The organism is Pseudomonas sp. Irchel 3A5 (genome assembly GCF_900187575.1).
GTDB classification, from domain to species: Bacteria; Pseudomonadota; Gammaproteobacteria; order Pseudomonadales; family Pseudomonadaceae; genus Aquipseudomonas; species Aquipseudomonas folii.
In genome coordinates this window covers 266,243-290,684 of the sequence record NZ_FYDU01000008.1, presented here as the reverse complement: position 1 = coordinate 290,684, position 24,442 = coordinate 266,243, and the positions used below count along the sequence as shown (strand labels likewise).

Genomic DNA, 24,442 nt, shown 5'->3' with positions numbered 1-24,442 from the left:
TCAGCGATCACGAGTCGCCGGGCCTTCCAGACGATGTGCCTCGCTGCAATACCATTGCTGCCCCTGATTGAGGGCACGGTCCTGAGGCAAATGCACACCGCATTGAGCGCAGCGGACCATGGGTGCTGCCACGCCTTCGGGAGGCGGAGCTTTGCGACGTGGGGTCGGCGGGTTGAGCAGACGCTTGACGAACCACACAACCGCCGCGATCAGCGCGACCCACATAATTAAGCGAATCATGATTTCCAGCTTAGTGATTGGAGATTTCGCAGTGTAGCGAAGCAGAGGCTATTGGAATAGGTTCAGCCTGTAGGACGGGCTTTAGACGGGATGGCTATGTTCCTGGCGCAGGGGATGAAGCGGATGTAACGGTGCTCTCCCTTCGACGTGGGACCGGCTTTAGCCGGGAAGAGGTCGGTAGAGCCAAGAAAAACTGACCGTCAGAAAGACCGCCTTCCCGGCTAAAGCCGGTCCCACGTCCTGAACTGTGGTTGTTGCGCGGTATTGGTGAGTCAGGCAGTACGCTATCGCGGCCTCGCGGTGCTCTCGCGCTTCTGCAGGTATGTTTTACCGCCTGCAGAAGCGGGGTAATCCGAGGCACAAAAAAAGAGGCCCGCAGGCCTCTTTTTTGTACACGCTGGTATCAGTCGAACACACCAAACGTCATGTAGCTGAACCACGAGCGGTCTTTTTCGCCTTTCGCTTCGCGTTCCTGCTCGTCGAGCTCTTCCTGATTTTCCGGAAGCAGCTCACGCGGGATGGCTTGCTTGGCGTCTTCGTACTGCTTGATCACGTCCTGGTTGGCGCGGGTTTCACCCGGCGGCAGCGGCGGATTGCTTTCGATCAGGCCCAAGGTTGCCTTGGACAGCCATGAGCGGTTGTCCGCTTCGGCTTCGCGCGGTACGAACTGACCGTCAACCAGTTGTGGATGGTTCGGGTAGTTGGCCTTGAGCACTTCCAGGCTGGTCGCCGCCAGATCGTCCAGATGCAGACGCTGATAGGACTCGACCATCACGGCCAGGCCGTCACCCACGGATGGGGTTTCCTGGAAGTTTTCGATCACGTAACGCCCGCGGTTGGCGGCAGCGACATAGGCCTGACGAGTCAGGTAGTAGTCGGCAACGTGAATTTCGTAAGAAGCCAGCAGGTTGCGCAGATAAATCATGCGCTGCTTGGCATCCGGCGAATAGCGGCTGTTCGGGTAGCGGCTGGTCAGTTGCGCGAACTCGTTGAACGAGTCACGAGCGGCACCCGGGTCACGTTTGGTCTGGTCCAGCGGCAGGAAGCGCGCCAGCAGGCCAACGTCCTGGTCGAACGAGGTCAGGCCCTTCATGTAGTAGGCGTAGTCAACGTTCGGGTGCTGCGGGTGCAGACGGATAAAGCGTTCGGCAGCAGACTTCGCAGCTTCCGGCTCACCGTTCTTGTAGTTCGCATAAATCAGTTCGAGCTGTGCCTGATCAGCATAGCGACCGAATGGATAACGCGACTCCAGCGCCTTGAGCTTTTCAGTAGCTGTCGAATAGCTGTTGTTACCCAGGTCGGCCTGCGCCTGCTGGTACAGCTCGACTTCGCTCAGGTTTTCGTCAATCACTTCCTTCGACGAGCAGGCAGCGGTGAGTGCGAGGATGGCTATCAGCAGCAGGTGTTTCACTTGCATGGCGGCTTGCGTCCCTATAACGGTCGCTGTCTTGGGCGTGACCGTCCTGTTATGATGAGCACCCCGCGGAACCCCCGGGGCAAAAGACGCCGTATTTAACCACAAGCGCGCTGCCGAAACCAAAGGCTAGCCGCCACCTAGTCTGGCCATGTCCGAAAATATAGAACTTCGCGCAGAGGTGCCGTCCGATTTGGGCGGTCAACGCCTCGATCAAGTCGCCGCACAATTATTCGCTGAGCACTCTCGCTCGCGCCTTTCTGCCTGGATCAAGGACGGCCGTCTGACGGTTGACGGAGGCGTTTTGCGCCCCCGTGACATCGTACACGGTGGTGCTGTCCTGCAATTGATTGCAGAGCAGGAGGCCCAGGGAGAATGGCTCGCTCAGGACATCGAACTCGATATCGTCTATGAAGACGATCAGATCCTGGTCATTAACAAGCCTGCCGGTCTGGTGGTGCACCCCGCTGCCGGTCACGCCGATGGCACGCTGCTCAATGCCCTGCTGCACCATGTGCCGGACATTATCAATGTGCCGCGCGCCGGTATCGTGCACCGTCTCGACAAGGACACCACCGGTCTGATGGTGGTCGCCAAGACGATTCAGGCGCAGACCCAGCTCGTTACCCAACTGCAAAGCCGTACCGTGAGCCGCATTTATGAATGCATCGTGATCGGTGTCGTTACTGCCGGTGGCAAGATCGACGCGCCGATTGGCCGTCATGGTCAGCAACGCCAGCGCATGGCGGTGATGGAAGGCGGCAAGCAGGCGGTGAGTCACTACCGTGTGCTTGAGCGTTTCCGTTCCCACACCCATGTGCGGGTCAAGCTGGAAACCGGCCGTACCCACCAGATTCGTGTGCATATGGCGCACATCAACTATCCGTTGGTGGGTGATCAGGCTTACGGTGGTCGTTTCCGTATTCCGCCTGCTGCCAGTGCGACCATGGTTGATTCGTTGAAAACCTTCCCGCGTCAGGCGTTGCATGCGCGTTTCCTGGAGCTGGATCATCCGACCACCGGTAAGCGCATGAGCTGGGAATCGCCGCTGCCTGACGATTTTGTCTGGTTGCTGTCGCTGCTCAAGCAGGATCGCGAGGCGTTCATCGGGTGAGTGACTGGCTGATTCCTGACTGGCCCGCGCCTGCGGGAATCAAGTCCTGCGTCACAACCCGTAGCGGCGGCGTCAGTCTGGCGCCGTTCGACAGTTTCAATCTGGGTGACCATGTGGGTGACGATCCGCAGGCTATCGCTGCCAATCGCCTGCGTCTGACCTCGGAGCTGAAGATTCAGGCTGCCTGGCTCAAGCAAGTGCATGGTGTGGTGGTGGCTGAGGCTGACCCTAGCCAAGTGGTCGAGGCTGATGCCAGTTGGACCGACAAGCCGGGCATTGCCTGCACCATCATGACCGCCGATTGCCTGCCTGCTCTTTTCTGTGATCGGGCCGGTACTCGCGTGGCCGCGGCTCATGCCGGGTGGCGCGGATTGGCAGCCGGCGTGCTGGAGGCTGCCGCCGATAGTCTGCAAGTTGCGCCCGATGAAGTTCTGGTCTGGCTTGGTCCAGCCATCGGCCAGCTGTCCTTTGAAGTGGGCGCGGAAGTTCGCGAAGCTTTTATAGGCACGCATCCGCAAACCGACGCCGCGTTTATACCCAGCAAAAATCCTGGGCGGTTCATGGCCGACATCTATGCCCTCGCTCGCTTGCGATTGGCAGCTCACGGGATCACTGCCGTTTATGGCGGTGGCTTCGATACCTTCACTGATCCTCGCTTCTATTCCTACCGCCAAAACGCTCACAACGGCCGTTTTGCGTCGCTGATCTGGATCGATCCAGTCAGGTAGGAGTTGCTCCGATGTCCCTGACAACGCGCTGTCGTGCAGCAAACATTGGATCTGTAGGAGCTCACGAGCAACGCGAGGCCGCGATGGCGGTGTATCAGACAGGACGCCATCGCTGCCTCGCGGTGCTCGTGAGCTCCTACAGAAAAGTATTCCAAATCAGTTGGTTGCAATTTGCTTGATGAGAGCGAACTTGTTCGCGAGAAATGGGTACAGGCGATAGATAAACATCGCCTGCCGCCCAGTTTCGCGAACAAGTTCGCTCCTACCAGCAGGGTCCGTGCATGATCTCATTCATGAGGCTATCGTTCAGATGTCCCACTGCATTGCTGATCTGCGTCAATTAAATTCAGCTTGAATCTCACGCAAACGCCCGCATGTACTTGGGCATCCAGCAGGTTTTTTTCATAGGTGTGTTTATTTGCTCCGGCCTGCTTATATAGGAAGGTGACTAATGCGTATCGATAGATTGACCAGCAAGTTGCAATTGGCGTTATCTGATTCTCAATCCCTGGCGGTAGGTCTAGACCATCCGGCCATTGAGTCTGCGCACCTGATGCAGGCGTTGCTTGATCAGCAGGGCGGCACCATCAAGCCACTGCTGCTGCAAGTGGGCTTCGACATCAACAGTCTGCGCAAAGAATTGAGCAAAGAGCTCGACCAACTGCCGAAAATCCAGAACCCGACGGGCGATGTGAACATGTCCCAGGATCTGGCGCGTCTGCTGAATCAGGCAGATCGTCTGGCGCAGCAGAAGGGCGACCAGTTCATCTCCAGCGAGTTGGTCTTGCTGGCGGCCATGGACGAAAACAGCAAGTTGGGCAAATTGCTGCTTGGCCAGGGCGTCAGCAAGAAGGCGCTGGAGAATGCCATCAGCAATCTGCGCGGCGGCTCTGCAGTCAACGACCCTAATGTCGAAGAGTCGCGCCAGGCACTGGATAAATACACCGTCGACCTGACCAAGCGGGCCGAAGAAGGCAAGCTCGACCCGGTGATCGGCCGTGACGACGAAATCCGTCGGACCATTCAGGTGCTGCAGCGCCGGACCAAGAACAACCCGGTGCTGATCGGCGAACCTGGTGTGGGTAAAACCGCCATCGCGGAGGGTCTTGCTCAGCGCATCATTAATGGTGAAGTGCCGGATGGCCTCAAAGGCAAGCGCTTGCTGTCTCTGGACATGGGCGCACTGATCGCCGGTGCCAAGTTTCGGGGTGAGTTCGAGGAGCGCCTGAAATCGCTGCTCAATGAGCTTTCCAAACAGGACGGCCAGATCATTCTGTTCATCGACGAACTGCACACCATGGTCGGCGCCGGTAAGGGCGAAGGCTCCATGGATGCAGGCAACATGCTCAAGCCTGCGTTGGCGCGTGGCGAGCTGCATTGTGTCGGCGCGACCACGCTCAACGAGTACCGCCAATATATAGAGAAGGACGCAGCCCTTGAGCGGCGCTTCCAGAAAGTGTTGGTGGATGAGCCGAGTGAAGAAGACACCATCGCGATCTTGCGTGGCTTGAAGGAACGCTACGAAGTTCACCACAAAGTCGCGATCACTGACGGCGCGATCATTGCGGCCGCCAAGCTGAGCCATCGTTACATCACTGATCGGCAGTTGCCGGACAAGGCCATTGACCTGATCGACGAAGCGGCCAGCCGTATTCGGATGGAAATCGACTCCAAGCCGGAAGTGCTCGACCGTCTTGAGCGTCGCTTGATCCAGTTGAAGGTTGAATCCCAGGCACTGAAGAAAGAAGACGACGAGGCCGCGATCAAGCGTCTGGAAAAACTGCAGGAAGAAATCGTTCGTCTGGATCGTGAATACGCGGACCTCGAAGAAATCTGGACGTCGGAAAAAGCCGAAGTCACCGGTTCTGCGCAGATCCAGCAAAAGATCGAACAGTCGCGTCAGGAGCTGGAGGCAGCTCGTCGCCGTGGTGACCTGAACCGCATGGCTGAATTGCAGTACGGGATCATTCCGGACCTGGAACGCAGTCTGCAAATGGTCGACCAGCACGGCAAACCTGAGAATCAATTGCTGCGCAGTAAGGTGACAGAGGAGGAGATTGCCGAAGTCGTCTCCAAATGGACCGGGATTCCCGTGTCGAAGATGCTCGAAGGGGAGCGCGACAAACTCCTGCGTATGGAGAGCCTGCTGCACCAGCGCGTTATCGGTCAGGACGAAGCGGTAATTGCGGTTTCCAACGCGGTACGTCGTTCTCGTGCCGGTTTGTCTGATCCAAATCGCCCAAGCGGTTCGTTCATGTTCCTCGGCCCAACCGGTGTCGGTAAGACCGAGCTGTGCAAGGCGCTGGCGGAGTTTCTGTTCGACACCGAAGAAGCGATGGTGCGAATCGACATGTCCGAGTTCATGGAGAAGCATTCCGTGGCTCGACTGATCGGCGCACCACCAGGCTATGTCGGTTATGAAGAGGGCGGTTATCTCACTGAGGCGGTGCGTCGCAAGCCGTACTCCGTGATCTTGCTGGACGAGGTGGAGAAGGCGCACCCGGACGTCTTCAACATCTTGCTGCAAGTGCTGGAAGACGGCCGCCTGACCGACAGCCACGGTCGCACGGTGGATTTCCGCAATACCGTGATCGTGATGACTTCCAACCTGGGCTCGGCGCAGATCATCGAGCTTTCGGGGGATCGCGAAGCACAGCGCGCGGCGGTGATGGACGCTGTCAGCAATCACTTCCGGCCGGAGTTCCTGAACCGTATCGACGAAGTGGTGATCTTCGAACCTCTGGCCCGCGACCAGATTGCCGGCATTACGGATATTCAGCTGGCTCGCCTGCGCAGCCGTCTGACCGAGCGCGAACTGAAACTGGAGCTGAGCCCTGAAGCGATGGATAAACTCATCGCGGTGGGTTATGACCCGGTTTACGGTGCTCGTCCGCTCAAGCGTGCGATCCAGCGCTGGATCGAGAACCCGCTGGCGCAGTTGATTCTGTCGGGCGGTTTCATGCCGGGCTCCAGCGTCACCGGCACAGTGGTTGACGACGAAATCGTCTTCAACTGATGGGGTTTGCAGTTCAGGCTCGTCAGCGATGTGTTATCGCAGGCGAGCCTGACGCTGCTTATGGATGGATTTGCGAGGGCCGAAAGGCCATCTGAAAAAAAATCGCAAATCATTGTCTTAAAAGCAATTTAAGGGGTTGACACCTCTTTTTAAAATTGTAGAATAGCGCGCCTCAGAGACGTGAACGCAGCGATGCAAACACATCAAAGAGGCTGAATTAACAAAGTTAACAGCGCGTTAGTTCAGAGCAGTAAGTTGTAAAAGTTGCATCTGAAATCGATACGTTCCGCGATAGCTCAGTTGGTAGAGCAAGTGACTGTTAATCACTGGGTCCCTGGTTCGAGTCCAGGTCGTGGAGCCAGATTTCAAAATGTAGCTGTATCGGGGTATAGCGCAGTCCGGTAGCGCGCCTGCTTTGGGAGCAGGATGTCAGGAGTTCGAATCCCCTTACCCCGACCATTTTTGGGTCGTTAGCTCAGTTGGTAGAGCAGTTGGCTTTTAACCAATTGGTCGTAGGTTCGAATCCCACACGACCCACCATTTTTGGCCTCAGCAGCAATGCCGGGGCCGAATCTTATAGATCTGATGCCATTCGCATCAAATCGCAGACGGCTTGTTGAGGCGTCTTTAAAAAGTTTCACCCGGGGTATAGCGCAGTCCGGTAGCGCGCCTGCTTTGGGAGCAGGATGTCAGGAGTTCGAATCCCCTTACCCCGACCATCTTCACAAAAAAGCCTGATTTAAGCCTTGTGCTTAAATCGGGCTTTTTTGCGTCTGCGTCTGCGTTTTGGTGGTTTTGACGTCGCTTACGGTCTGCCTTAAGGATTCCAAATCCCGGTAGGAGGCAACTTGTTGGCGAGGCGGTAGAAGGGGTGGACCACTCCAAAAACGCCTCGCGAACAAGTTCGCTCTCATCAAGCAAACTGTAACCACCTGGTCTGGAATGGTTTTTTGTAGGAGCTTACGAGCACCGCGAGGCAGCGATGGTGTACTGCCTGACACACCGCTATCGCGGCCTCGCGGTGCTCGTGCGCTCCTACAGTGTCCATGATGCTTCGCAACAGCGTGGTGTCAGAACACCGGGGCAGCTCCTACCAGAATACATTCCAGTCTCCAGGTCGCATTTCGATTCACGATCTGCTGATTCGCTTGTCGGCCATGACTGGCGGTAGCTCTAAAAACTCCCTCCAACCGGCGTCAAATTAATTGCGGCCTTTGAAGTCAACGGTCATTGACGCGTCTAAATCAACGTTCCGGGCCCCAAGTCACAAAAAAAATCGAAAAGTTCCGCCCGAAGTTGTAACGACATGTTTCAAAAAATCGCCCTCGTTGTCACATTTTGGCTTCAATGAGCGGTCAGAAAAATGGAAATATTTCCCGTTTCTGTTGCGCTTGAAGGCCCGTCTTTAATAGTTGGATCCAATCTCCAGCCTCTCGTTTTCCCCCACCAATAGCGTTTAGCCATTTTTATGACGCCAATGGGGTGTCGTTTTTTGGCTTCTGATTCGTTAACAATAGCGTTAATCGATTCAGCGTATCGATGCACCTAAAAACAAGAAACTCAATGGAATTTGCCTGTAACCGGGTGAGGCTTTGGCATGGCAGCCGAAGCAGAGAAACTTAAAAAACTTTTGGAATTACGAAGGCTAGGAGGCTGTCATGGGTGCGCAAACCAAGATTCTGGATATCGAAGAGTTCAAGATCTACACCGAAACTTATTGGAAAAGTGACAGTGCCAAGACGGTTCTACTCGTCAATGGCGCGCTGTCGACCACCGGCTCGTTTGGTCAGACGGTGAAGTACCTGGCACCACACTTCAATCTGGTGCTGTTCGATCTTCCGTTCTCCGGTCAGTCCAAGGCTCACAACCCTGGCGATACGATTGTGACCAAGGAAGACGAAGTCAGAATTCTTCTAAATATCATTAATCTCTACAAAATCAATTACTTGCTCTCGGTTTCCTGGGGCGGGGTGTCCGCGCTGCTGGCGCTTTCGGAGTCGCCAGCGTCGGTTGAGAAAGCAATCATCAGCTCGTTCTCGCCGGTGCTCAATGAGCCGATGCTGGACTACATCGACAAGGCACAGCTCTATCTGGCCGCGCGTGAAAAACGCAAGATCGGTTCATTGCTTAATGACACCGTGGGCAAGTATCTGCCGCGACTTTTCAAACTCTATAACTACAAACACCTGATCAGCCTTGCTGAACATGAATACGGTCAGATCGACTTTCATATCAGCCAGATTCGTAAACTCAGTGCGAGTAATTACGTCGAGCGTTTCTCTTCTATCAAGATTCCTGTGTTATTCGTCAATGGCGAGAAAGATGAATACACCACGGTAGAAGATGCCCGCAGTTTCTCCACATACATCGCTCAAAGCAGCTTTAACGTAGTGCCCGATACCGGCCACTTTCTCGACCTTGAGAGCAAGGCCGCCTGGCTGAACTCGCAGAAAACCGTCTTGAATTTTCTGGGGGCACAGAAAGAAACCAGTCATGCATGGCCTGAAGTGGCAGCGATTGCCTGAGGTACGGAACGGCCCTTGAGCCGTTCCGTAGCGGGACCTCGGTCTGACACCCGTCTTCGGGTGTGGCGATACTTCACTGGGCTGTGGCTTTGTCGTTGATGAATATTTCTTGTGCTGTGCAATTGTGCGGGCGTTGTCGTGTTGCCGGAAAATCCCGGTTTTTGAATCCCGGAAAAGTGGTTCGCCAGCCTTGGCTGGCGCTGGGACTCAACGTTTTGCTGGTGCTTTCCCTCAGTGGCTGTTCTGACGATAAGCCGGTGTCGAAAACGCTGGTCCGTGTGGCGGTTCAGGAAGTGGTTTCCTCCGACGTCCTGACCAGCGTCGAGCTGACAGGCGATATCCAGGCGCGCAAGGTTACGGAGCAGGCTTTTCGGGTGTCCGGCAAACTGGTGCAGCGCTTTGTCGATGTGGGTGATCGCGTGCGGGCTGGTCAGCGGTTGGCAAAGCTGGACCCGCGAGAGCAGAACACCGAACTGGCGTCGGCCGATGCAGAAGTCGCCGCCAGAGAATCGCGACTGCGTTTGGCACAAACCAATTATCAGCGTCAGCAAACCTTGCTGCCCAAGGGCTACACCAATCTCAGCGAGTATCAGAAAGCGCAGTCTGCGCTGGAGAGTGCGCGGGGTGATCTTGCCGCACTGAAAGCACAGCAGGCCAATGCGCGCGATCAATTGGGCTACACCGAACTGGTCGCGGTGGCTGACGGGGTCATCACGGCGCGTCATGCCGAAGAAGGCCAGGTGGTGCAAGCGGCCACGCCTATTTTCAGTCTTGCCCACGATGGCGAGCGAGAAGCGGTATTCGCCGCCTATGAATCATTGCTGGACTCTGACCAACCGGGTCGCCGCGTGCTTGTTAAGGGGCTGGGCAATCCGGATCTGACGCTGTCCGGCAAGATCCGTGAAATCACTCCGATTGTCTCCTCCGCCACCGGCACATTACGGGTACGCGTCGCATTGCAGGACGCTCCCGCCAATCTCGCTCTGGGCACAGTTGTCAGCGCGAAGCTTGATTCCCAGGCCCGCAAAGCGTTCACCCTGCCATGGTCGGCTTTGAGTCGCAGCCACGGTAAACCTGCGGTCTGGCGGGTGGACGAGCAGAACCGTGTGCGTCTGGTTGAAGTGCAGGTGCTGCGTTATGAGCAGGGTCAGGTGGTTATTGCCTCCGGAGTGGCGGAGGGTGACTGGGTGGTATCCCGCGGTCTGCAGTTTTTGTATCCGGGGCAGAGGGTCGACATCGCTGAGCGCGAGGGCCAAGACACGACCGACGACGAGAACAAGGCCATCGCTATGGCAGCGGGGGCGAGTCGATGAAGGTCTTCGTGATCCGCATCGTTTTGATCTGCAAAGTCTGGTTGTTCTGCATCATTTTCATGATGGTCGCAGGCTGCCGTGACAAGCCGTTGCGTGAGGTAGTCGACCGGCCTGTGTTGTTTATCGAAATGGTCGATGCGCAGCAGCATGTTCATGGCCGCTTTGCGGGCAGCATTCAGCCGCGCTACGAAGTCGCACTGGGTTTTCGGGTGGCAGGCCGCATAGCAACGCGTCAGGTCGAGATCGGCGACAGGGTTCGTCGGGGCGACCTTCTCGCGACCCTTGAACCCAGCGATCAGCAGAATCAGCTGCGGGCCCGACAGGCGGAACTGAACAAGGCCAAAGCAACCTGGCAGCAATTGAACGCAGAGCGGCAGCGCTATCAGCAACTGATCGAGCGGGGTGTGGGCGCTCAGGCGCGACTGGATCAGATGATAGGTGATTTGCAAACTCAGGACGCCATGCTCAGTCAGGCCCGCAACGCGTTGCAGCAAGCCAGTGATCATATGTCCTACACCCGTCTGCTGGCTGAGTTCGATGGGGTGGTCACCGATTGGCATGGCGAGGTCGGTCAGGTGGTCGCGACCGGGCATCCGGTCATCAGCCTGGCGCGTCCGGAAAGCCGTGAAGCTGTGGTTGATCTGCCTTTGGATCTGGTTGCCAGCCTTGATCAAGGCATCCGGATTCAGGTGATTTCCCAGCTCAACCCACAGGCTTTTGTTGCTGCTCAGGTGCGTCAGTTGTCGCCGCAGATCGATCCGACGACCCGCACCCAGCGTGTGCGGCTGACCCTGGATTCCGTGCCGGACAGCTTTCGGCTGGGTTCGACGGTGAGCGTTGAAATTATCAGCGCCGCCGCTTCGTTTCGTGAACTGCCGGGCAGCGCCGTGCTGGAACGTGAGGGTCAGGCGCAGGTATGGGTCATTGATCCGCACTCAGCGACCTTGAGCTCACGGGAGGTAACGATCCTGGCCCGGCATGGTACGTCGGTGCGTGTGCAAGGCGAGTTGCGTGACGGTGACAAGGTAGTCATCGCCGGAGTCAACGGTCTGAAAGCCGGGCAGAGAATTCGTATGGATCGCGAGGTCAGTTTGTGAGGGAGCGTTTTAACCTGTCTGCCTGGGGGCTTCGGCACCGCACACTGGTCTGGTACATGATGTTCGTTTCGCTGCTGATGGGAAGCTGGTCGTTCATGAATCTTGGGCGCGAGGAAGATCCTTCGTTTGCCATCAAGACCATGGTCATTCAAGCCCGTTGGCCGGGTGCAACCTTGCCGGAGACGCTGCAGCAAGTCACCGATCGTATGGAAAAGAAGCTCGAAGAAATCGACGCGCTGGATTACGTGAAGAGCTACACCCTGGCTGGCGAGTCGACGCTGTTTGTATTCCTCAAGAGCGACACCCACAGCGCCGACATTCCCGCCGCCTGGTATCAGGTGCGCAAGAAGATCATGGACATTCGGGGTGAGCTGCCTGACGGGATTCAGGGGCCTGCGTTCAACGACGAGTTCGGTGACGTCTTCGGCAGCATCTATGCGTTTACCGCCGACGGCCTGTCGTTTCGTCAGCTACGCGACTATGTCGAGCAGGTCAGGGCAGACATCCGCAGTGTGCAGGACCTGGGCAAGATCGAGCTGCTGGGGGCGCAGCGTGAGGTGATCTATCTGAATTTCTCCATGCGCAAGTTGGCGGCTTTGGGGATTGATCAGCGGCAGGTCATCGCCAGTCTGCAAGCGCAAAACGCGGTAACGCCCGCCGGTGTCATCGAGTCCGGTCCGGAAAGAATTGCGGTGCGCACCAGTGGCCAGTTTTCGGACGAAAGTGACCTGCAAGCCGTCAACCTGCGCTTCGGTGACCGCTTCTTTCGCCTGAGTGATCTGGCAACGGTGGAGCGTCGTTATGCCGATCCACCGAGTTCGATGTTCCGCTTCAACGGCCAGCCAGCGATTGGTCTGGCCGTGGCCATGAAGCAGGGCGGCAATATCCAGGATTTCGGCACGCGGTTGCAGCAGCGTATTGATGCGCTGACCAGCGAGCTGCCACTGGGTATCGACGTGCATCTGGTGTCGAGTCAGGCCGAGGTGGTGGACAAGGCCATTGGCGGCTTCACGCGTGCGCTGTTCGAGGCGATTCTGATTGTGTTGGTGGTGAGTTTCCTCAGCCTGGGCATTCGTGCCGGACTCGTGGTGGCGTGCTCGATCCCGCTGGTGTTGGCGCTGGTTTTCGTCTTCATGGAGTACAGCGGCATCACCATGCAGCGTATTTCTCTGGGGGCATTGATCATCGCATTGGGGCTGTTGGTGGACGACGCCATGATCACCGTGGAAATGATGGTGACCCGACTTGAGGGCGGCGATTCGTTGCAGCAGGCGGCTACGTTTGCCTACACCTCCACGGCATTCCCGATGCTGACGGGCACGCTGGTGACGGTCGCGGGCTTTGTGCCCATTGGCCTGAATTCCAGCTCGGCGGGAGAGTATGTCTTCACCATGTTTGCAGTGATCGCAGTGGCGTTACTGCTCTCATGGCTGGTGGCGGTGTTGTTTGCGCCGCTGATTGGCGTGCACATCCTCAAAGTACCCAAAGCTCATCAGCATGCAGGCGGCGCCTGGATGTCGGGATTTCGACGGGCGTTGTCAGCAGCGCTCAAGCATCGCTGGTGGGTAATCGGCTTTACCGTGCTGGTCTTCATCGGCTCGCTGTTCGCGGGCAAGTTACTGCAGAACCAGTTTTTCCCGGACTCGGATCGTCCGGAAATTCTCGTCGATATCTACATGCCGCAGAACGGCTCCATCGACGGTACGCGTCAGGTCATGGATCGCCTCGAAACCACGCTCAAGGACGATCCGGACGTGTTGCACTGGAGTTCCTATGTCGGCAAAGGCGCAGTGCGTTTTTACTTGCCGTTGGATCAGCAGTTGAGCAATCCGTTTTACGGTCAACTGGTCATTGTCAGCCGTGGCGGGGAAGGGCGTGATCAACTGATCGAGCGTTTGCGCCAGCGTTTTCGCGATGACTTCGTGGGCGTTGGCGGCTACGTGCAGCCTCTGAACATGGGCCCTCCGGTGGGGTGGCCGGTGCAATATCGGGTCAGCGGTCCTGACATCGAGCAGGTCCGTAGCCAGGCCATGGCACTGGCGGCCATTCTGGATGCCAACGCCAATATCGGGCAGGTCATCTACGACTGGAATGAGCCTGGCAAAGTGTTGAAGATCGACATCGCTCAGGACAAGGTGCGCCAGTTTGGCCTGTCTTCCGAAGACGTGGCGCAGATTCTCAACAGCCTGGTATCCGGCACCAGCATCACCAAGGTTCGCGATGACACCTATCTGGTGGATCTGGTCGGGCGTGCCGAAGCCAGTGAGCGGACCTCGCTGCAAACCTTGAGCAACCTGCAGATTCCGGTGCCCGGCGGGACCAGCGTGCCGTTGATGGCCTTCGCCAGTTTGAGTTACGAACAGGAGCAACCGCTGGTCTGGCGTCGCGACCGGCTACCGACCATTACCCTGAAAGCCAACGTACTCGGCCATTTGCAGCCTGCGGCGCTTGTGCGTGAGTTGCGTCCGCAGGTCGAGGCGTTCAGTGCGGCCTTGCCAGTGCGTTACTCGGTGGCGACCGGCGGCGCGGTCGAAGCCAGCGCTCGTTCTCAGGGGCCGATTCTGAAAGTCGTGCCGCTGATGCTGCTGTTAGTCGCGACCTTTCTGATGATTCAGTTGCAGAGTGTGAAGAAACTGATGCTGGTGGTCAGCGTGGTGCCGCTAGGGTTTATCGGGGTTGTCGCAGCGCTGTTGTTGACCGGCTATCCGCTGGGCTTCGTGGCGATTCTCGGGGTGCTGGCGTTGATCGGGATCATCATCCGCAACTCGGTGATTCTGGTCACGCAGATCGACGAGTTCATGGCGGCTGGAGAAGAGGCGTGGACCGCAGTGGTCAAGGCCACCGAGCACCGCTGTCGCCCGATCCTGCTGACTGCAGCGGCAGCAAGTCTGGGCATGATCCCGATAGCCCGCGAGGTGTTCTGGGGGCCGATGGCCTACGCCATGATTGGCGGCATTGCGATTGCTACCGTGCTGACGCTGTTTTTCCTGCCTGCGCTGTACATGGTTTGTTATGGGATCAAACCGCCCAGGGCCTGAATCGGGCAGGATGGAATACGGTCTTTGTGTTGGATCCTGCGGGAGCGGCGACTCCTATCGAAAAAAAACAACTACCTGATTTGGGATGTTTTTCTGTAGGAGCGCACGAGCACCGCGAGGCCGCGATAGCGTCGTATCAGACAGGACGCCATCGCTGCCTCGCGGTGCTCGTGAGCTCCTACAGGTCAGTGTTTGCTGCGCGACAGCGCGGTGTCATGGACACCGGACAGGCCCAGAAACGTCAGCTCTCAAGACTCCTGAGCCGCAACTGCGCACAGCATCCGCCATCAGGGCGGTTGCCGATCTGAAAGCTGCTGTCGAGTTTTTTCACGATCATCTCGACGATGGCCAATCCCAGACCTGCGCCGTTGCTGTGGCCATTGCTGTAGAAACGCTCCAGCAGACGCGGTGCATTTTTTTCGTCGATGCCCGGCCCGCTGTCCTCGACGCGCAACTCGGCCTGGCCGTCGTGACTGCGGTCGAGAAAGACCCGAATCTCACTGTTGGCCGGAGCGAAATTAAGGGCGTTGGTCAGCAGATTCTGGAGCGCGACGGTAATGGCCGCGGGATCACTGTGTAACCGGAAGTCCTCGACGCCATCGAATACCAGCTCGACTTTTTTCTCGGCTGCCAGTGGCGTCAGTTCGGCGAGCTCCTCGCGGACCAGACTGCCCAGGTCGAAGGTCTGCAGTTCGTCGTGGTTTATCTTCGGTTCCAGACGCGCCATGGTCAGCAACTGGCTGGCAATGCGCGTGGCGCGATCGACGCCATGCACCAGAAAGTCCAGTGCCTCTTCGCGTTGCTCTGGCAGTTGCGCCTGCCGGGCGTTTTGCGCGTGGATGCGCAGGATGGTCAGCGGGGTACGCAATTCATGGGCAGCGTCGGCGATGAAGCGTCGCTCCCGCTCCAGCAGGTTTTCGATCTGGATCAGCAGGCGATTAAGCGAGGTCTGCATGGGCTCCAGTTCTTTGGGCAGCGGCGAAAGAACCAGCGGCTCAAGGCTCTCCGGCGCACGGCGGCGGATGACGCTGGCCATGAATTGCAGCGGGCGCATTCCCCAGCCAATTGCCAGCCAGATGGCGATGGCGAGAAGTGGCACACCAATCACCGTAGGCCAAAGTGTGTGGCGGACGATGCGTTGAATCAGATCCTGACGCACGTCGTCACGTTCGCCAACCCAGATCAGTAGCCCTTGCTGTTTATCGACCAGCAGAAAACCACACCAGTCATTGCCGTCTTTGAGGAAGTCGTGTGAGCCCTCGGTGACGGGCGGGCCGTCCAGCTCGGGTGCCTCGGCGGAGCGCACCAGAAGTTCGCCAGTGTCACGCCAGATCTGGAACGTCAGACGGGTCTCATAGGGATGCGCGGCTTCACCGCCGCCTACTCGACTCATGGCTTCGTCGAAAGCCTGATACAGCCGATCAAGGTCCGTCTCGCCCGGCGGCCGTTGACGCAGAACACCTTGGAGCAGGCGTGCGCTTTGCGCCAGTTGCGCGTCGTACACCTCTTCAATTTCAGTGTGGCTATCGCGCAGCGCCAACCAACTGATGGTCAAGTCGCCCAACAGCAGCAGGAGCAACACGGGGACGAGAATGCGCGCGCGGACTGAACTCATCACAAGGTCTCGATCCGGTAGCCCACACCGCGCACGGTACGGATCAATTCTGCGGAGAGCTTTTTGCGCAGGTTGTGGATCAGCACCTCCAGCGTGTTGCTCTCCACCTTGTCTTGCCAGCCGTACAGCGTCGACGACAAGCGCTCGCGGGTCACGACTTTACCGGGCCGTATCATCAGTTGATGGAGGAGCTGGTACTCCATGGGCGTCATGGCGATTTCAACGCCGTTGAAGCTGACTTGCTGCGTCGAAGGGTCCAGGCTGATTTGCCCGTGCTCCAGCAACGGTTGCGCCCGGCCCTGGCTGCGCCGCAGCAGCGCACGAACCCGAGCCTTGAGCTCGTCCACATCGAAGGGTTTGACCAGATAGTCATCCGCACCGGCGTCCAGCCCGGCGATGCGGTCAGGCGTGCCGTCCCGTGCGGTCAGGATCAGGACCGGCAGTGACTGTTGCTCCGCGCGAATCTGACGCAGCAAGTCGATACCGTCCAGACGCGGCAGGCCAAGGTCCAGCAGCAGCAAATCAAAGCGTTCGCTGCGCAGGGCATGAAGAGCACTCGCGCCGTCTTGCAGCCAGTCCAGCGTGTAGCCTTCGCTGCCGAGAGCGACGCGAATGCCCTGGCCTACGGCACGGTCATCTTCCACAAGGAGCAGGCGCATAGGGTGTGTTCCGCATTGTTTTCAGCCGGTAAGGGCGCACATGATGCCGCTACGCCAGCGCTTCGGGCAGAGCCTTGTGTCGGAGAAGATGTAACGGCCTGTTGCGTCCTAAGCTTTCGCTAAGCTTCGTTTCGCACAGTAGCGGCTCCTTAGTTCTTACGAGTGTCTGCCATGCGTAAAGTCCTGTTGCTGGTTCCCTTTCTGCTCGCCAGTCCACTGGCCCTTGCCGGTCCACAATGCACCACCGCCGAACGTTCTACCTGGCAGGATCAGGGCAAATTCCAGGAGCAACTCAAGGCTCAGGGTTACGAGATCAGCAAGTTCAAAGTTACTGATGGCAACTGCTACGAAATCTACGGTTTCGACAAAGACAAACGCAAAGTCGAGATCTACCACGATCCGGTCACCGGCAAAGCCGTGAAGACCGAGATCAAGGGCTGATGAGCCGCCCCACCCTTCGCCTGTGGGACCCGCTGGTGCGGCTGTTCCACATTTCCCTGGCCGGTGTTTTCGTCTCTAACTACTTCTTCAATGAAGCGGGTGACGATTGGCACGTGTGGTTGGGCTATTACGCGGTTGCCTGGCTGGTGGTGCGCGTGGTGTGGGGTTTCATTGGGCCACGCAGTGCGCGCTGGTCCGATTTCTGGCCGACGCCTGCGCGCTTGCGTGCCCATATTGGCTCGCTAGTCAGGCGTCAGCCGGAACATCGGCTTGGGCATTCGCCGCTGGGCGCGCTGGTCATGGTGCTGATGATGGCGATGATTTTCGCGATCGGTTTCACCGGATGGCTAATGACCGAAGTGGATGCACTGTGGGGTGCAGACTGGCCTCAGCAGATTCATGAAACGCTGGCTGACGGCCTGGCGCTAGTGGTGTGCCTGCACATAGCGGCGGCACTGTTTGAAAGTTATCAGGTGAAGGACAACCTGCCGTTGTCAATGATCACTGGCCGGCGGCGACCTCTCGCCGATGAGTCCCGAGATTGAGTCCTGGCGTTTTGCCGCACAGCTGTGATAAATACTCATGCGATTAATTCCCCTGAATGTCCCGGCATTGAGCGCATATGTTGCGCTCGCTCTTGTTTTCCTGGCTGCATGGTTCAGCCATCCTCAGCACACACTGTCTGCCTTTGCAGTCGCGTCACCGATAACGCCCGTTGCTGGCGTCGCGGTCAAAGCCAGCTACAGCTCGCGCTTCGCATCGTCTGATCTTGATGATTTCGTTCACTCCTCGGCAGTAACCGCATTGCCCGGTGGCGACCTGATGTCGGTGTGGTTCGCGGGCTCCCGTGAAGGCGCGGGGGATGTTGAAATCCGCGCCTCGCGATTCGATGCAGGCTCAGGCGAGTGGGGCGATGAACAGGTATTGGCGACGCGTCAGTCGACGCAGGAAGGCACCGGCAAGTACATCCGCAAGCTGGGTAACCCGGTGGTTGCTCTGGCACCGGACCAGCGCTTGTGGCTGTTCTATGTTTCCGTGTCGGTAGGCGGCTGGGCAGGCAGCTCAGTCAACGTGATGGTCTCCGAGGACATGGGCAAGAACTGGTCGCAGCCGCGTCAACTGGTCACCTCGCCGTTCCTCAATATCAGCACCCTGGTGCGCGCCGCGCCTGTGTTTCACGCTGACGGTTCGATCGGCCTGCCGGTTTACCACGAGTTTCTCGGCAAGTTTGCCGAGTACCTCTACCTGAGCGCCAATGGTGATGTGATCGACAAGTTCCGCATCAGCCGGGGTACTAACTCGTTGCAGCCAACGGTGGTTCCGCTGGATGACAAGCGTGGGATCGCATTGCTGCGCTATGCGGGCAATACCCATCACAAAGTGCTCGCCAGTCGCACCGAAGATGGCGGCCAAACCTGGAGTGAACCGTTGCCCCTTGCGCCGAGCAATCCCAACTCTTCGCTGGCAGCAGTCGGTACGCCTGATCGCGGTCTGTTGGTGGCGCTGAATGACCTGCGTGACGGTCGTTTCAAATTAAGCCTGTACGGCACAGACGAGCAGATGGATCACTGGACGTCGCTGATTGATCTGGACAAGTCCCCCGATCCGCTGGGCAATCCGTTTTCCTTTGATGCCTACAAGGAAATCATCGGTGAAGGTTTCCGGACCTCCAGTGGTGAACGCCGTCATCCGTTGGAGGAGGCGTTCCTGAGCAACCTCGATCAGCGCGTTTGCTCACCGCAAGGCTGCGATTTTGAGTACGAATACCCGTACTTCATCCGCAGCCCTGAAGGCATCTACCACTTGGTGTATTCGTGGAATAACACCTTCATCAAACACGTCAGCTTCAATGAAGCCTGGCTCGCGGAGCAACTGCTGTGATGTCTCTGTGGCAAGCCCATCTGTTTTTCAGTCTGGCGCTATTCCTTCTGGTTGCTCCGTTGGCGCCGAGCGTGAAGTCGCGCCTGATCATTCTGGCGGGTTTCTCAGCCCTGAGCTTTGTCAGCTTCAATGGTCTTTCGCTGGCCGCCTATGTGCGCAGCTTTACCGACGATCTGGCGATCACCACCGCGATTGTTCTTGTCTGGTTCAGCTTGCAGCGCCTGGGCGTGAAACTGCCTGGAGTGGATCGACCTGGCACGCTGGTGGTGATTGTTTTCGCGGCTTTGGCATTGGTTCTGTATCCGGCGACGCTGGGGATGAGCTACAGCGATCCTTATCGTCTGGGCTTTAATCCGCGGCCGCTGATCATTGCTGTTGCGGTCATCGCTTTCGGTTTGCTGTACCTGCGCAACGGCCTGGGTGTGGTGATGCTGGCGGGCGCAACACTGGCCTTCGCGGTGCGCAGCAAACCTTCTGAAAACTACTGGGACTACCTGATCGACCCACTGCTGGCGCTGTATTGCTGCGTGGCGCTGGTGGTGATGGTTGTGGGCGGCATCTATCGCCGCTGGCGCAGTAACCGACCAATAACGGTATCAAGCATCAAGCCGGTTTCGGGCTTGTGAGTGCGAGAGTCAAGGGGATGAAAATGGGTTGGCTGCAATCACGGCGCCTGCTGTATTGGCTGGGCGTGACCGTGCTTTTTTTCGTGCTGCTGAGTGTTTTGCGGCTGGTGTTTTTCTTCGGTTTCTCCGGCGTCGATCCTGCCAGCCTGAGCACTGACACTACCGTCGCCCAGACGCTGGGCATCGGCTTTCGTTTCGACTTGCGTCTGGCTTTGCTGTTGGCCTTACCTCTCGTTGTCCTGTTGTGGTTCCCACGCTGGAACCTGCTGAACGTAAGGGCGCTGCGGTGGGTGACGCGGGTCTATCTGGCGGTCGTATTGGCGCTGGTCACTCTGATCTACATCGTCGATTTCGGTCATTACGCGTATCTGGGGGTACGGATCAACGCCAGCGTCATGCGTTATCTGGACGACGCGCAGATTTCCCGGGACATGCTTTGGCAGACCTATCCGGTGTTGTGGATCACCGCCAGTTGGCTCGCCGGTCTCGGGGTGATAGTCGCTGCCTTCATCGGGCTGGAACGACTGACCCTTGAGCGCTCGGCCAGGCCGATCAAGCGCTGGTCTGCTGCGTTTGGCGCAGTGCTCGTGACGCTGGCCACGTTGTTGGGGCTGCTGGGGCGAGTGGAAAACCTCAATCTGGAAAACCCGGTACCGCTGCGCTGGAGCGACGCGTTCTTCTCGGGCAACAGCCAGGTTGCTGCTCTGGGTTTGAACCCGGTGCTGTTCCTGTATGACACGCTCAAGGTCGGGCAATCGCGTTACGACGAGGACGCTGTGCGTCGTCACTATTCGGTCGTCGCAGAGTATCTGGGCGTCGATAAGCCAGACCCGCAAAGCCTGACCTTCAAGCGTCAGCAAGACGTGCAGCCTTACAACGTGGCTGCCACGCGGCCGCCGAACGTGGTGTTCGTCATGCTGGAGTCGTTGGGCACCAGCGCCGTGGGGGCGTATGGCAACCCGCTCAATCCCACGCCGAATCTGGATCGGCTGGCTCAGCAAAGCTGGTTCTTCCGGCATTTCTATGTGCCGGTCACGGGAACTGCCAAAACTGTATGGGCAAGCATTACCGGGGTGCCCGATGTGACCCGTCAGGAAACCGCGACCCGGCATCCGATGCTGACCCGGCAAAACACACTGATCAACGACTTCAAGGGCTACGAGAAGCTGTACATGATTGGCGGCAACTCCGGGTGGGCCAATATGAACGCGCTGATCCGCCGCAGCATCGTCGACATTCGACTGTATGACGAGCGTGACTGGCATTCTCCCGTGGTGGATGTGTGGGGGATTTCCGACCTGGATCTGTTCAAGGAAGGCGACCGAATCCTGCGCGCGCTGCCCAAGGATCAGCCGTTCTTCGCTTATCTGCAGACGGCAGGCAATCACCGGCCGTTTACCATTCCCAGGGAAAACGACGGTTTTGAAGTCAGCAACCTGAGCCTCGAACAAGTGCAGGCCGCGGGTTCGCGCAGCGTGGAGCAGTACAACGCGGTGCGTTTGCTGGACTTCAATATCGGGCGGCTGATGGAACTAGCCAAGGCGGGCGGTTACTACGACAACACGATTTTTGTCCTGTTTGGCGACCATAACACCCGCATCAGCCAGATCCCGCATATGCCACCGGCGTTTGAGCAGTTAGGCCTGGAGAGCAACAACGTACCGATGTTGATCCACGCACCAGGCTTGATAGGGACGAAGGTTGTCGAGGAGGCGGTCGGGTTGGCGGACTTGTTGCCCACCGTGGCGGGCATGGCGGGGATTCCGTTCAGCAACGGCGCCATGGGCCGGGATATTCAACAGCCTTCGCCGGAAGGTGAGCGCGTCGTGCCCTTGGTCTTGCGCGAAGGCACGTTCCCGTTGATTGGTGGCGTGACCCGGAATTTTCTCTTGCAGATGGAGCACGACGGTACCTCGCCGACGCTGCACGACCTGGCCTCAGCCACCCCTCTGGAGGACGTTGCCGGTCAGCACCCGGAGGAGTTCAGTCGGTTGCGGGCGTTGACCCTCGGGCTGCATGAAAGCGCACGATTGATGTTGTACCGGAATGTGCAGTGAGGTTGAACATGGGTGCGCCAAGCAGATAACCCTGTGGGAGCGGTGCTTGCCCGCGATAAGGTTTAGGTGATTCATCTGCAGAATCGAGGTGTCCTTATCGCGGGCAAGCACCGCTCCCACAAGGATAGTGTTCCTCCTGTACAACCGAAATTTGTGAACCGTTTGACGATATTTTCATGCCTTTTACAGGTATGATGCCCGCCTTCGTTGGGGAGTAGCCTGCTGCTGAGTTATCTCAGTAGCGTTCGTATCAACATTCTCGGCAGCAGCCGTGGTACGAGCACCTTTTGGTTGGCGAGACCAGCGACATATCCATGCCTAAAGTCGGGCGTGTGGATGTGTCGTTGACTCATAGCCCGACTGGAAGTAAACCGTGAATCCCATTTCCCTTGTATTCCTTGCCTTGGCCATGTCCACGGACGCTTTCGCAGCGGCCATCGGTAAAGGCTCAAGCCTGCACAAACCGCGTTTTATTGAGGCCTTACGTACCGGTCTTATCTTCGGTGTGATTGAAGCCATCACGCCCGTCATCGGCTGGGCCATCGGTAATGCCGCAAGCAGCTTCGTCGAAAGCTGGGACCACTGGATCGCCTTTACGCTGCTGCTGATTCTCGGCTTGCACATGATCTACAACGGCGTGAAGCAGGATGATGAAGAGCCAGAGGAAAAGGCCGGTCAGCATTCGTTCCTGATTCTCGCTGTCACCGCTTTTGCCACCAGCATCGACGCGCTTGCCGTAGGTGTCGGCCTGGCTTTCGTGGACGTGAATATTCTGGTCGCAGCCGCTGCGATCGGTCTGGCTACCATGACCATGGTCACCATCGGTGTAATGCTGGGTCGGGTACTGGGGACGATGGTCGGCAAACGTGCCGAGATCATGGGTGGTGTGGTACTGATGCTGGTGGGTGCGACGATTTTGTACGAACACTTGTCGGCGTAGTCGATTCGAGAGTGTGTAGGAGCTAACGAGCAGCGCGAGGCTGCGATGGCGGTTTGCCTGACAAATCGCTTCGCGGCCGTCGTGACCTCCGTCCGCTCCTACAAAAATTACAGCTGATTCTTCACCGCAAACGCTGCGCCCAGCGCCTGAAGACGGTTCGCCATCGGCGAGAGGTCTTCGCTGCACTGGATGAGGGTAACGACATCCGAGGCATTGTTCTGCGCAATGGCGTGGACAGCGGTCAGACGATCATTGATGCCCACCGATGCCGCGGATTGCTGCTCGGTGGTGCCCGCGATCAGCACGTTCAACCGGTGGATTTCCAGCACATCGGCAACGGTGCTTTTCAATAGCTCAGAGCCCAACTGACTGGCCTGCACGCAGCGGCCGACTTCTTCGCCGCTGGTACGCATCGACTCGGCTGCGGTGCGGCTTTCCTTCTGTAATGATTCGACGATCTGGCGGATTTCGTCCACCGAGCCTGCGGTCTTCTGCGCCAGGCCGCGAACCTCATCGGCCACCACGGCAAATCCGCGGCCCTGTTCGCCTGCACGTGCTGCCTCAATGGCAGCATTGAGCGCCAACAGATTGGTTTGTTCGGCGATTTCACGGATCACGTTAATCACCTTGCCGATCTTTTCTGCCTGTTCGGCCAGCGACTGCACGCTCTGATTGGCACCGCTGATGGAGGACTCCAGATTGGCGATGTCTTTGCTGGCCCGATCCACTGACTCACGACCTCTCACCAACTGCTCATTGGCCTTGTTGGCACCCTGATGCGCCTGGCTGGCGTGTTGCGAGATGTCATCCAGCGCGGTGGTGAGCAGTTGCATGGCGTGGGTCATGCGGGTGATTTCTGCCAGCTGTTGCTGCGCGCCCTTGTCCAGAGTGTCGCCGGTGACAGAGAGCTGACGACCCATGTCGCTCAAGCCGCTGGTTTCCTGGATGACACCGCCAACGGTGTGGGTGATTAACGTCAGGAAATCATCAAAGCGCTGCGCAGAGTGCACGCCCGCACGATTTTCAGCGACGCCCGTTCTGTTATCCAGGCGCGTTGCAGCCTGCAGGATCTTGTCCAGCAGATCCTGGCTTTCTTTGGCCGCGCTATAGCTGTGGATGGCGAGATAAATCAGGATGGCACTTTCCGCGACCACATAGGCCGCATGGATGAAGACCATATCCCAGCCAGCGTGATGCTGCATCACGTACACCGGATAACCTTCATGTTGCAGCACGTGGAACAACAGGTGGTGAACAGCGATGGTGGCCGCTGCGACAACGATGGGCAGCCAGTCGCGATAAAACGTCAGCACTGCGAGCAGCGCGAAGATCCCGAAGTGGACCTCGACGACGCCTTGGGTTTGATTGATATGCAAGCCCGCCATCACCATCAGAGCAACGCCCGTCAGGCAACGAAATAACCGGGTGCCCCTCAGGCTAGGGTACAGCGCGGTCATCGCGAGGGCGGTGCCGCCACCGACCAGAATGGCCTGGCCGAAGGTCGAGTAAACGGTCGCCAGCCCCAGGGCGTAGACGAAACATATCCACAAGAGCCCGAGCATGATGCGGTCGGCTTTACGGTAATGATCGGTAAAACGGGGCACCGTCGACATAACGCAAATCCTCAACATCCATTTCAGGGAACCGCAGGAACGCCGAGTATGCCTGTGTCGATGGGACTAAAGAAGCGGAATGCCATTACTGGTGCAGTTGCAGCACGCAATGGATTTGCAGGAGC

General features: G+C 57.9%; 18 protein-coding genes, 4 tRNA genes and 1 riboswitch. Of the genes, 17 read left to right on the top strand and 5 right to left on the bottom strand.

The features are described 5' to 3' along the window. On the bottom strand, positions 1-240 hold the full coding sequence (locus CKW31_RS15825) for a PP0621 family protein (protein WP_095096739.1): 240 nt from the start codon (positions 238-240) through the stop codon (positions 1-3). A 403-nt stretch (positions 241-643) separates the two neighbouring features. Further along, positions 644-1,657: an outer membrane protein assembly factor BamD gene (locus CKW31_RS15820; RefSeq protein ID WP_095096736.1), complete on the bottom strand. Its 1,014-nt coding sequence runs from the start codon at positions 1,655-1,657 to the stop codon at positions 644-646. Between the two features lie 148 nt (positions 1,658-1,805). Between CKW31_RS15820 and rluD the strand changes: the two genes are divergently transcribed. From rluD to CKW31_RS15765, 11 genes are all read left to right on the top strand, one after another. Continuing rightward, positions 1,806-2,768, top strand: a complete 963-nt coding sequence (gene rluD, locus CKW31_RS15815) for a 23S rRNA pseudouridine(1911/1915/1917) synthase RluD (protein WP_095096734.1) — start codon at positions 1,806-1,808, stop codon at positions 2,766-2,768. Then, positions 2,765-3,496 (top strand): peptidoglycan editing factor PgeF, encoded by a 732-nt coding sequence (gene pgeF / locus CKW31_RS15810; RefSeq protein ID WP_095096731.1) that lies wholly within the window; start codon positions 2,765-2,767, stop codon positions 3,494-3,496. Before rluD ends, pgeF begins: the two co-directional genes overlap by 4 nt. 451 nt (positions 3,497-3,947) lie before the next feature. Next, positions 3,948-6,512, top strand: coding sequence for an ATP-dependent chaperone ClpB (clpB, locus tag CKW31_RS15805; protein WP_095096728.1), 2,565 nt, complete (start codon positions 3,948-3,950; stop codon positions 6,510-6,512). 285 nt (positions 6,513-6,797) lie between these two features. Beyond that, positions 6,798-6,873, top strand: a tRNA-Asn gene (locus tag CKW31_RS15800). Between the two features lie 21 nt (positions 6,874-6,894). After that, positions 6,895-6,971, top strand: a tRNA-Pro gene (locus CKW31_RS15795). Positions 6,972-6,976: 5 nt separating this feature from the next. After that, positions 6,977-7,052: transfer RNA gene (locus CKW31_RS15790), tRNA-Lys, on the top strand. 102 nt (positions 7,053-7,154) lie between these two features. Continuing rightward, positions 7,155-7,231, top strand: a tRNA-Pro gene (locus CKW31_RS15785). A 939-nt stretch (positions 7,232-8,170) separates the two neighbouring features. Further along, positions 8,171-9,037, top strand: a complete 867-nt coding sequence (locus CKW31_RS15780) for an alpha/beta fold hydrolase (protein ID WP_095096725.1) — start codon at positions 8,171-8,173, stop codon at positions 9,035-9,037. A 98-nt stretch (positions 9,038-9,135) separates the two neighbouring features. Then, positions 9,136-10,350 (top strand): efflux RND transporter periplasmic adaptor subunit, encoded by a 1,215-nt coding sequence (locus CKW31_RS15775; protein ID WP_095096722.1) that lies wholly within the window; start codon positions 9,136-9,138, stop codon positions 10,348-10,350. Then, a complete protein-coding gene (locus CKW31_RS15770; RefSeq protein WP_256582635.1) occupies positions 10,347-11,447 on the top strand; it encodes an efflux RND transporter periplasmic adaptor subunit in 1,101 nt (366 codons plus the stop codon). The genes CKW31_RS15775 and CKW31_RS15770 overlap by 4 nt, the downstream gene beginning before the upstream one ends. Next, positions 11,444-14,485, top strand: coding sequence for an efflux RND transporter permease subunit (locus CKW31_RS15765; RefSeq protein WP_095096719.1), 3,042 nt, complete (start codon positions 11,444-11,446; stop codon positions 14,483-14,485). The genes CKW31_RS15770 and CKW31_RS15765 overlap by 4 nt, the downstream gene beginning before the upstream one ends. Before the next feature lie 241 nt (positions 14,486-14,726). On the opposite strand, the gene CKW31_RS15760 is transcribed toward CKW31_RS15765, so the two are convergent. Both CKW31_RS15760 and CKW31_RS15755 read right to left on the bottom strand, forming a co-directional pair. Next, positions 14,727-16,100 (bottom strand): ATP-binding protein, encoded by a 1,374-nt coding sequence (locus CKW31_RS15760; protein ID WP_095096716.1) that lies wholly within the window; start codon positions 16,098-16,100, stop codon positions 14,727-14,729. Continuing rightward, positions 16,100-16,759, bottom strand: coding sequence for a response regulator (locus CKW31_RS15755; RefSeq protein WP_095096713.1), 660 nt, complete (start codon positions 16,757-16,759; stop codon positions 16,100-16,102). The genes CKW31_RS15760 and CKW31_RS15755 overlap by 1 nt, the downstream gene beginning before the upstream one ends. 171 nt (positions 16,760-16,930) lie before the next feature. Here CKW31_RS15755 and CKW31_RS15750 point away from each other — a divergent pair, with 171 nt between their 5' ends. The 6 genes from CKW31_RS15750 to mntP all read left to right on the top strand — a co-directional run bounded on the left by CKW31_RS15750 (position 16,931) and on the right by mntP (position 22,704). Beyond that, on the top strand, positions 16,931-17,200 hold the full coding sequence (locus CKW31_RS15750) for a PepSY domain-containing protein (protein ID WP_027900126.1): 270 nt from the start codon (positions 16,931-16,933) through the stop codon (positions 17,198-17,200). Further along, positions 17,200-17,745 (top strand): cytochrome b/b6 domain-containing protein, encoded by a 546-nt coding sequence (locus CKW31_RS15745; RefSeq protein WP_095096710.1) that lies wholly within the window; start codon positions 17,200-17,202, stop codon positions 17,743-17,745. Before CKW31_RS15750 ends, CKW31_RS15745 begins: the two co-directional genes overlap by 1 nt. Positions 17,746-17,782: 37 nt before the next feature. After that, complete coding sequence (locus CKW31_RS15740; RefSeq protein WP_095096707.1) at positions 17,783-19,081, top strand: exo-alpha-sialidase; 1,299 nt, start codon at positions 17,783-17,785, stop codon at positions 19,079-19,081. Then, entirely contained in the window at positions 19,078-19,707 is a 630-nt protein-coding gene (locus CKW31_RS15735; protein ID WP_095096704.1) for a hypothetical protein, read from the top strand. The genes CKW31_RS15740 and CKW31_RS15735 overlap by 4 nt, the downstream gene beginning before the upstream one ends. Before the next feature lie 23 nt (positions 19,708-19,730). Continuing rightward, positions 19,731-21,764, top strand: a complete 2,034-nt coding sequence (locus CKW31_RS15730; protein WP_095096913.1) for an LTA synthase family protein — start codon at positions 19,731-19,733, stop codon at positions 21,762-21,764. A gap of 197 nt (positions 21,765-21,961) precedes the next feature. Next, positions 21,962-22,131, top strand: a riboswitch (yybP-ykoY riboswitch). 6 nt (positions 22,132-22,137) lie between these two features. After that, a complete protein-coding gene (gene mntP, locus CKW31_RS15725) occupies positions 22,138-22,704 on the top strand; it encodes a manganese efflux pump MntP (protein WP_095096702.1) in 567 nt (188 codons plus the stop codon). A gap of 107 nt (positions 22,705-22,811) precedes the next feature. On the opposite strand, the gene CKW31_RS15720 is transcribed toward mntP, so the two are convergent. After that, entirely contained in the window at positions 22,812-24,317 is a 1,506-nt protein-coding gene (locus CKW31_RS15720) for a methyl-accepting chemotaxis protein (RefSeq protein ID WP_095096699.1), read from the bottom strand. Positions 24,318-24,442 lie beyond the last annotated feature (125 nt).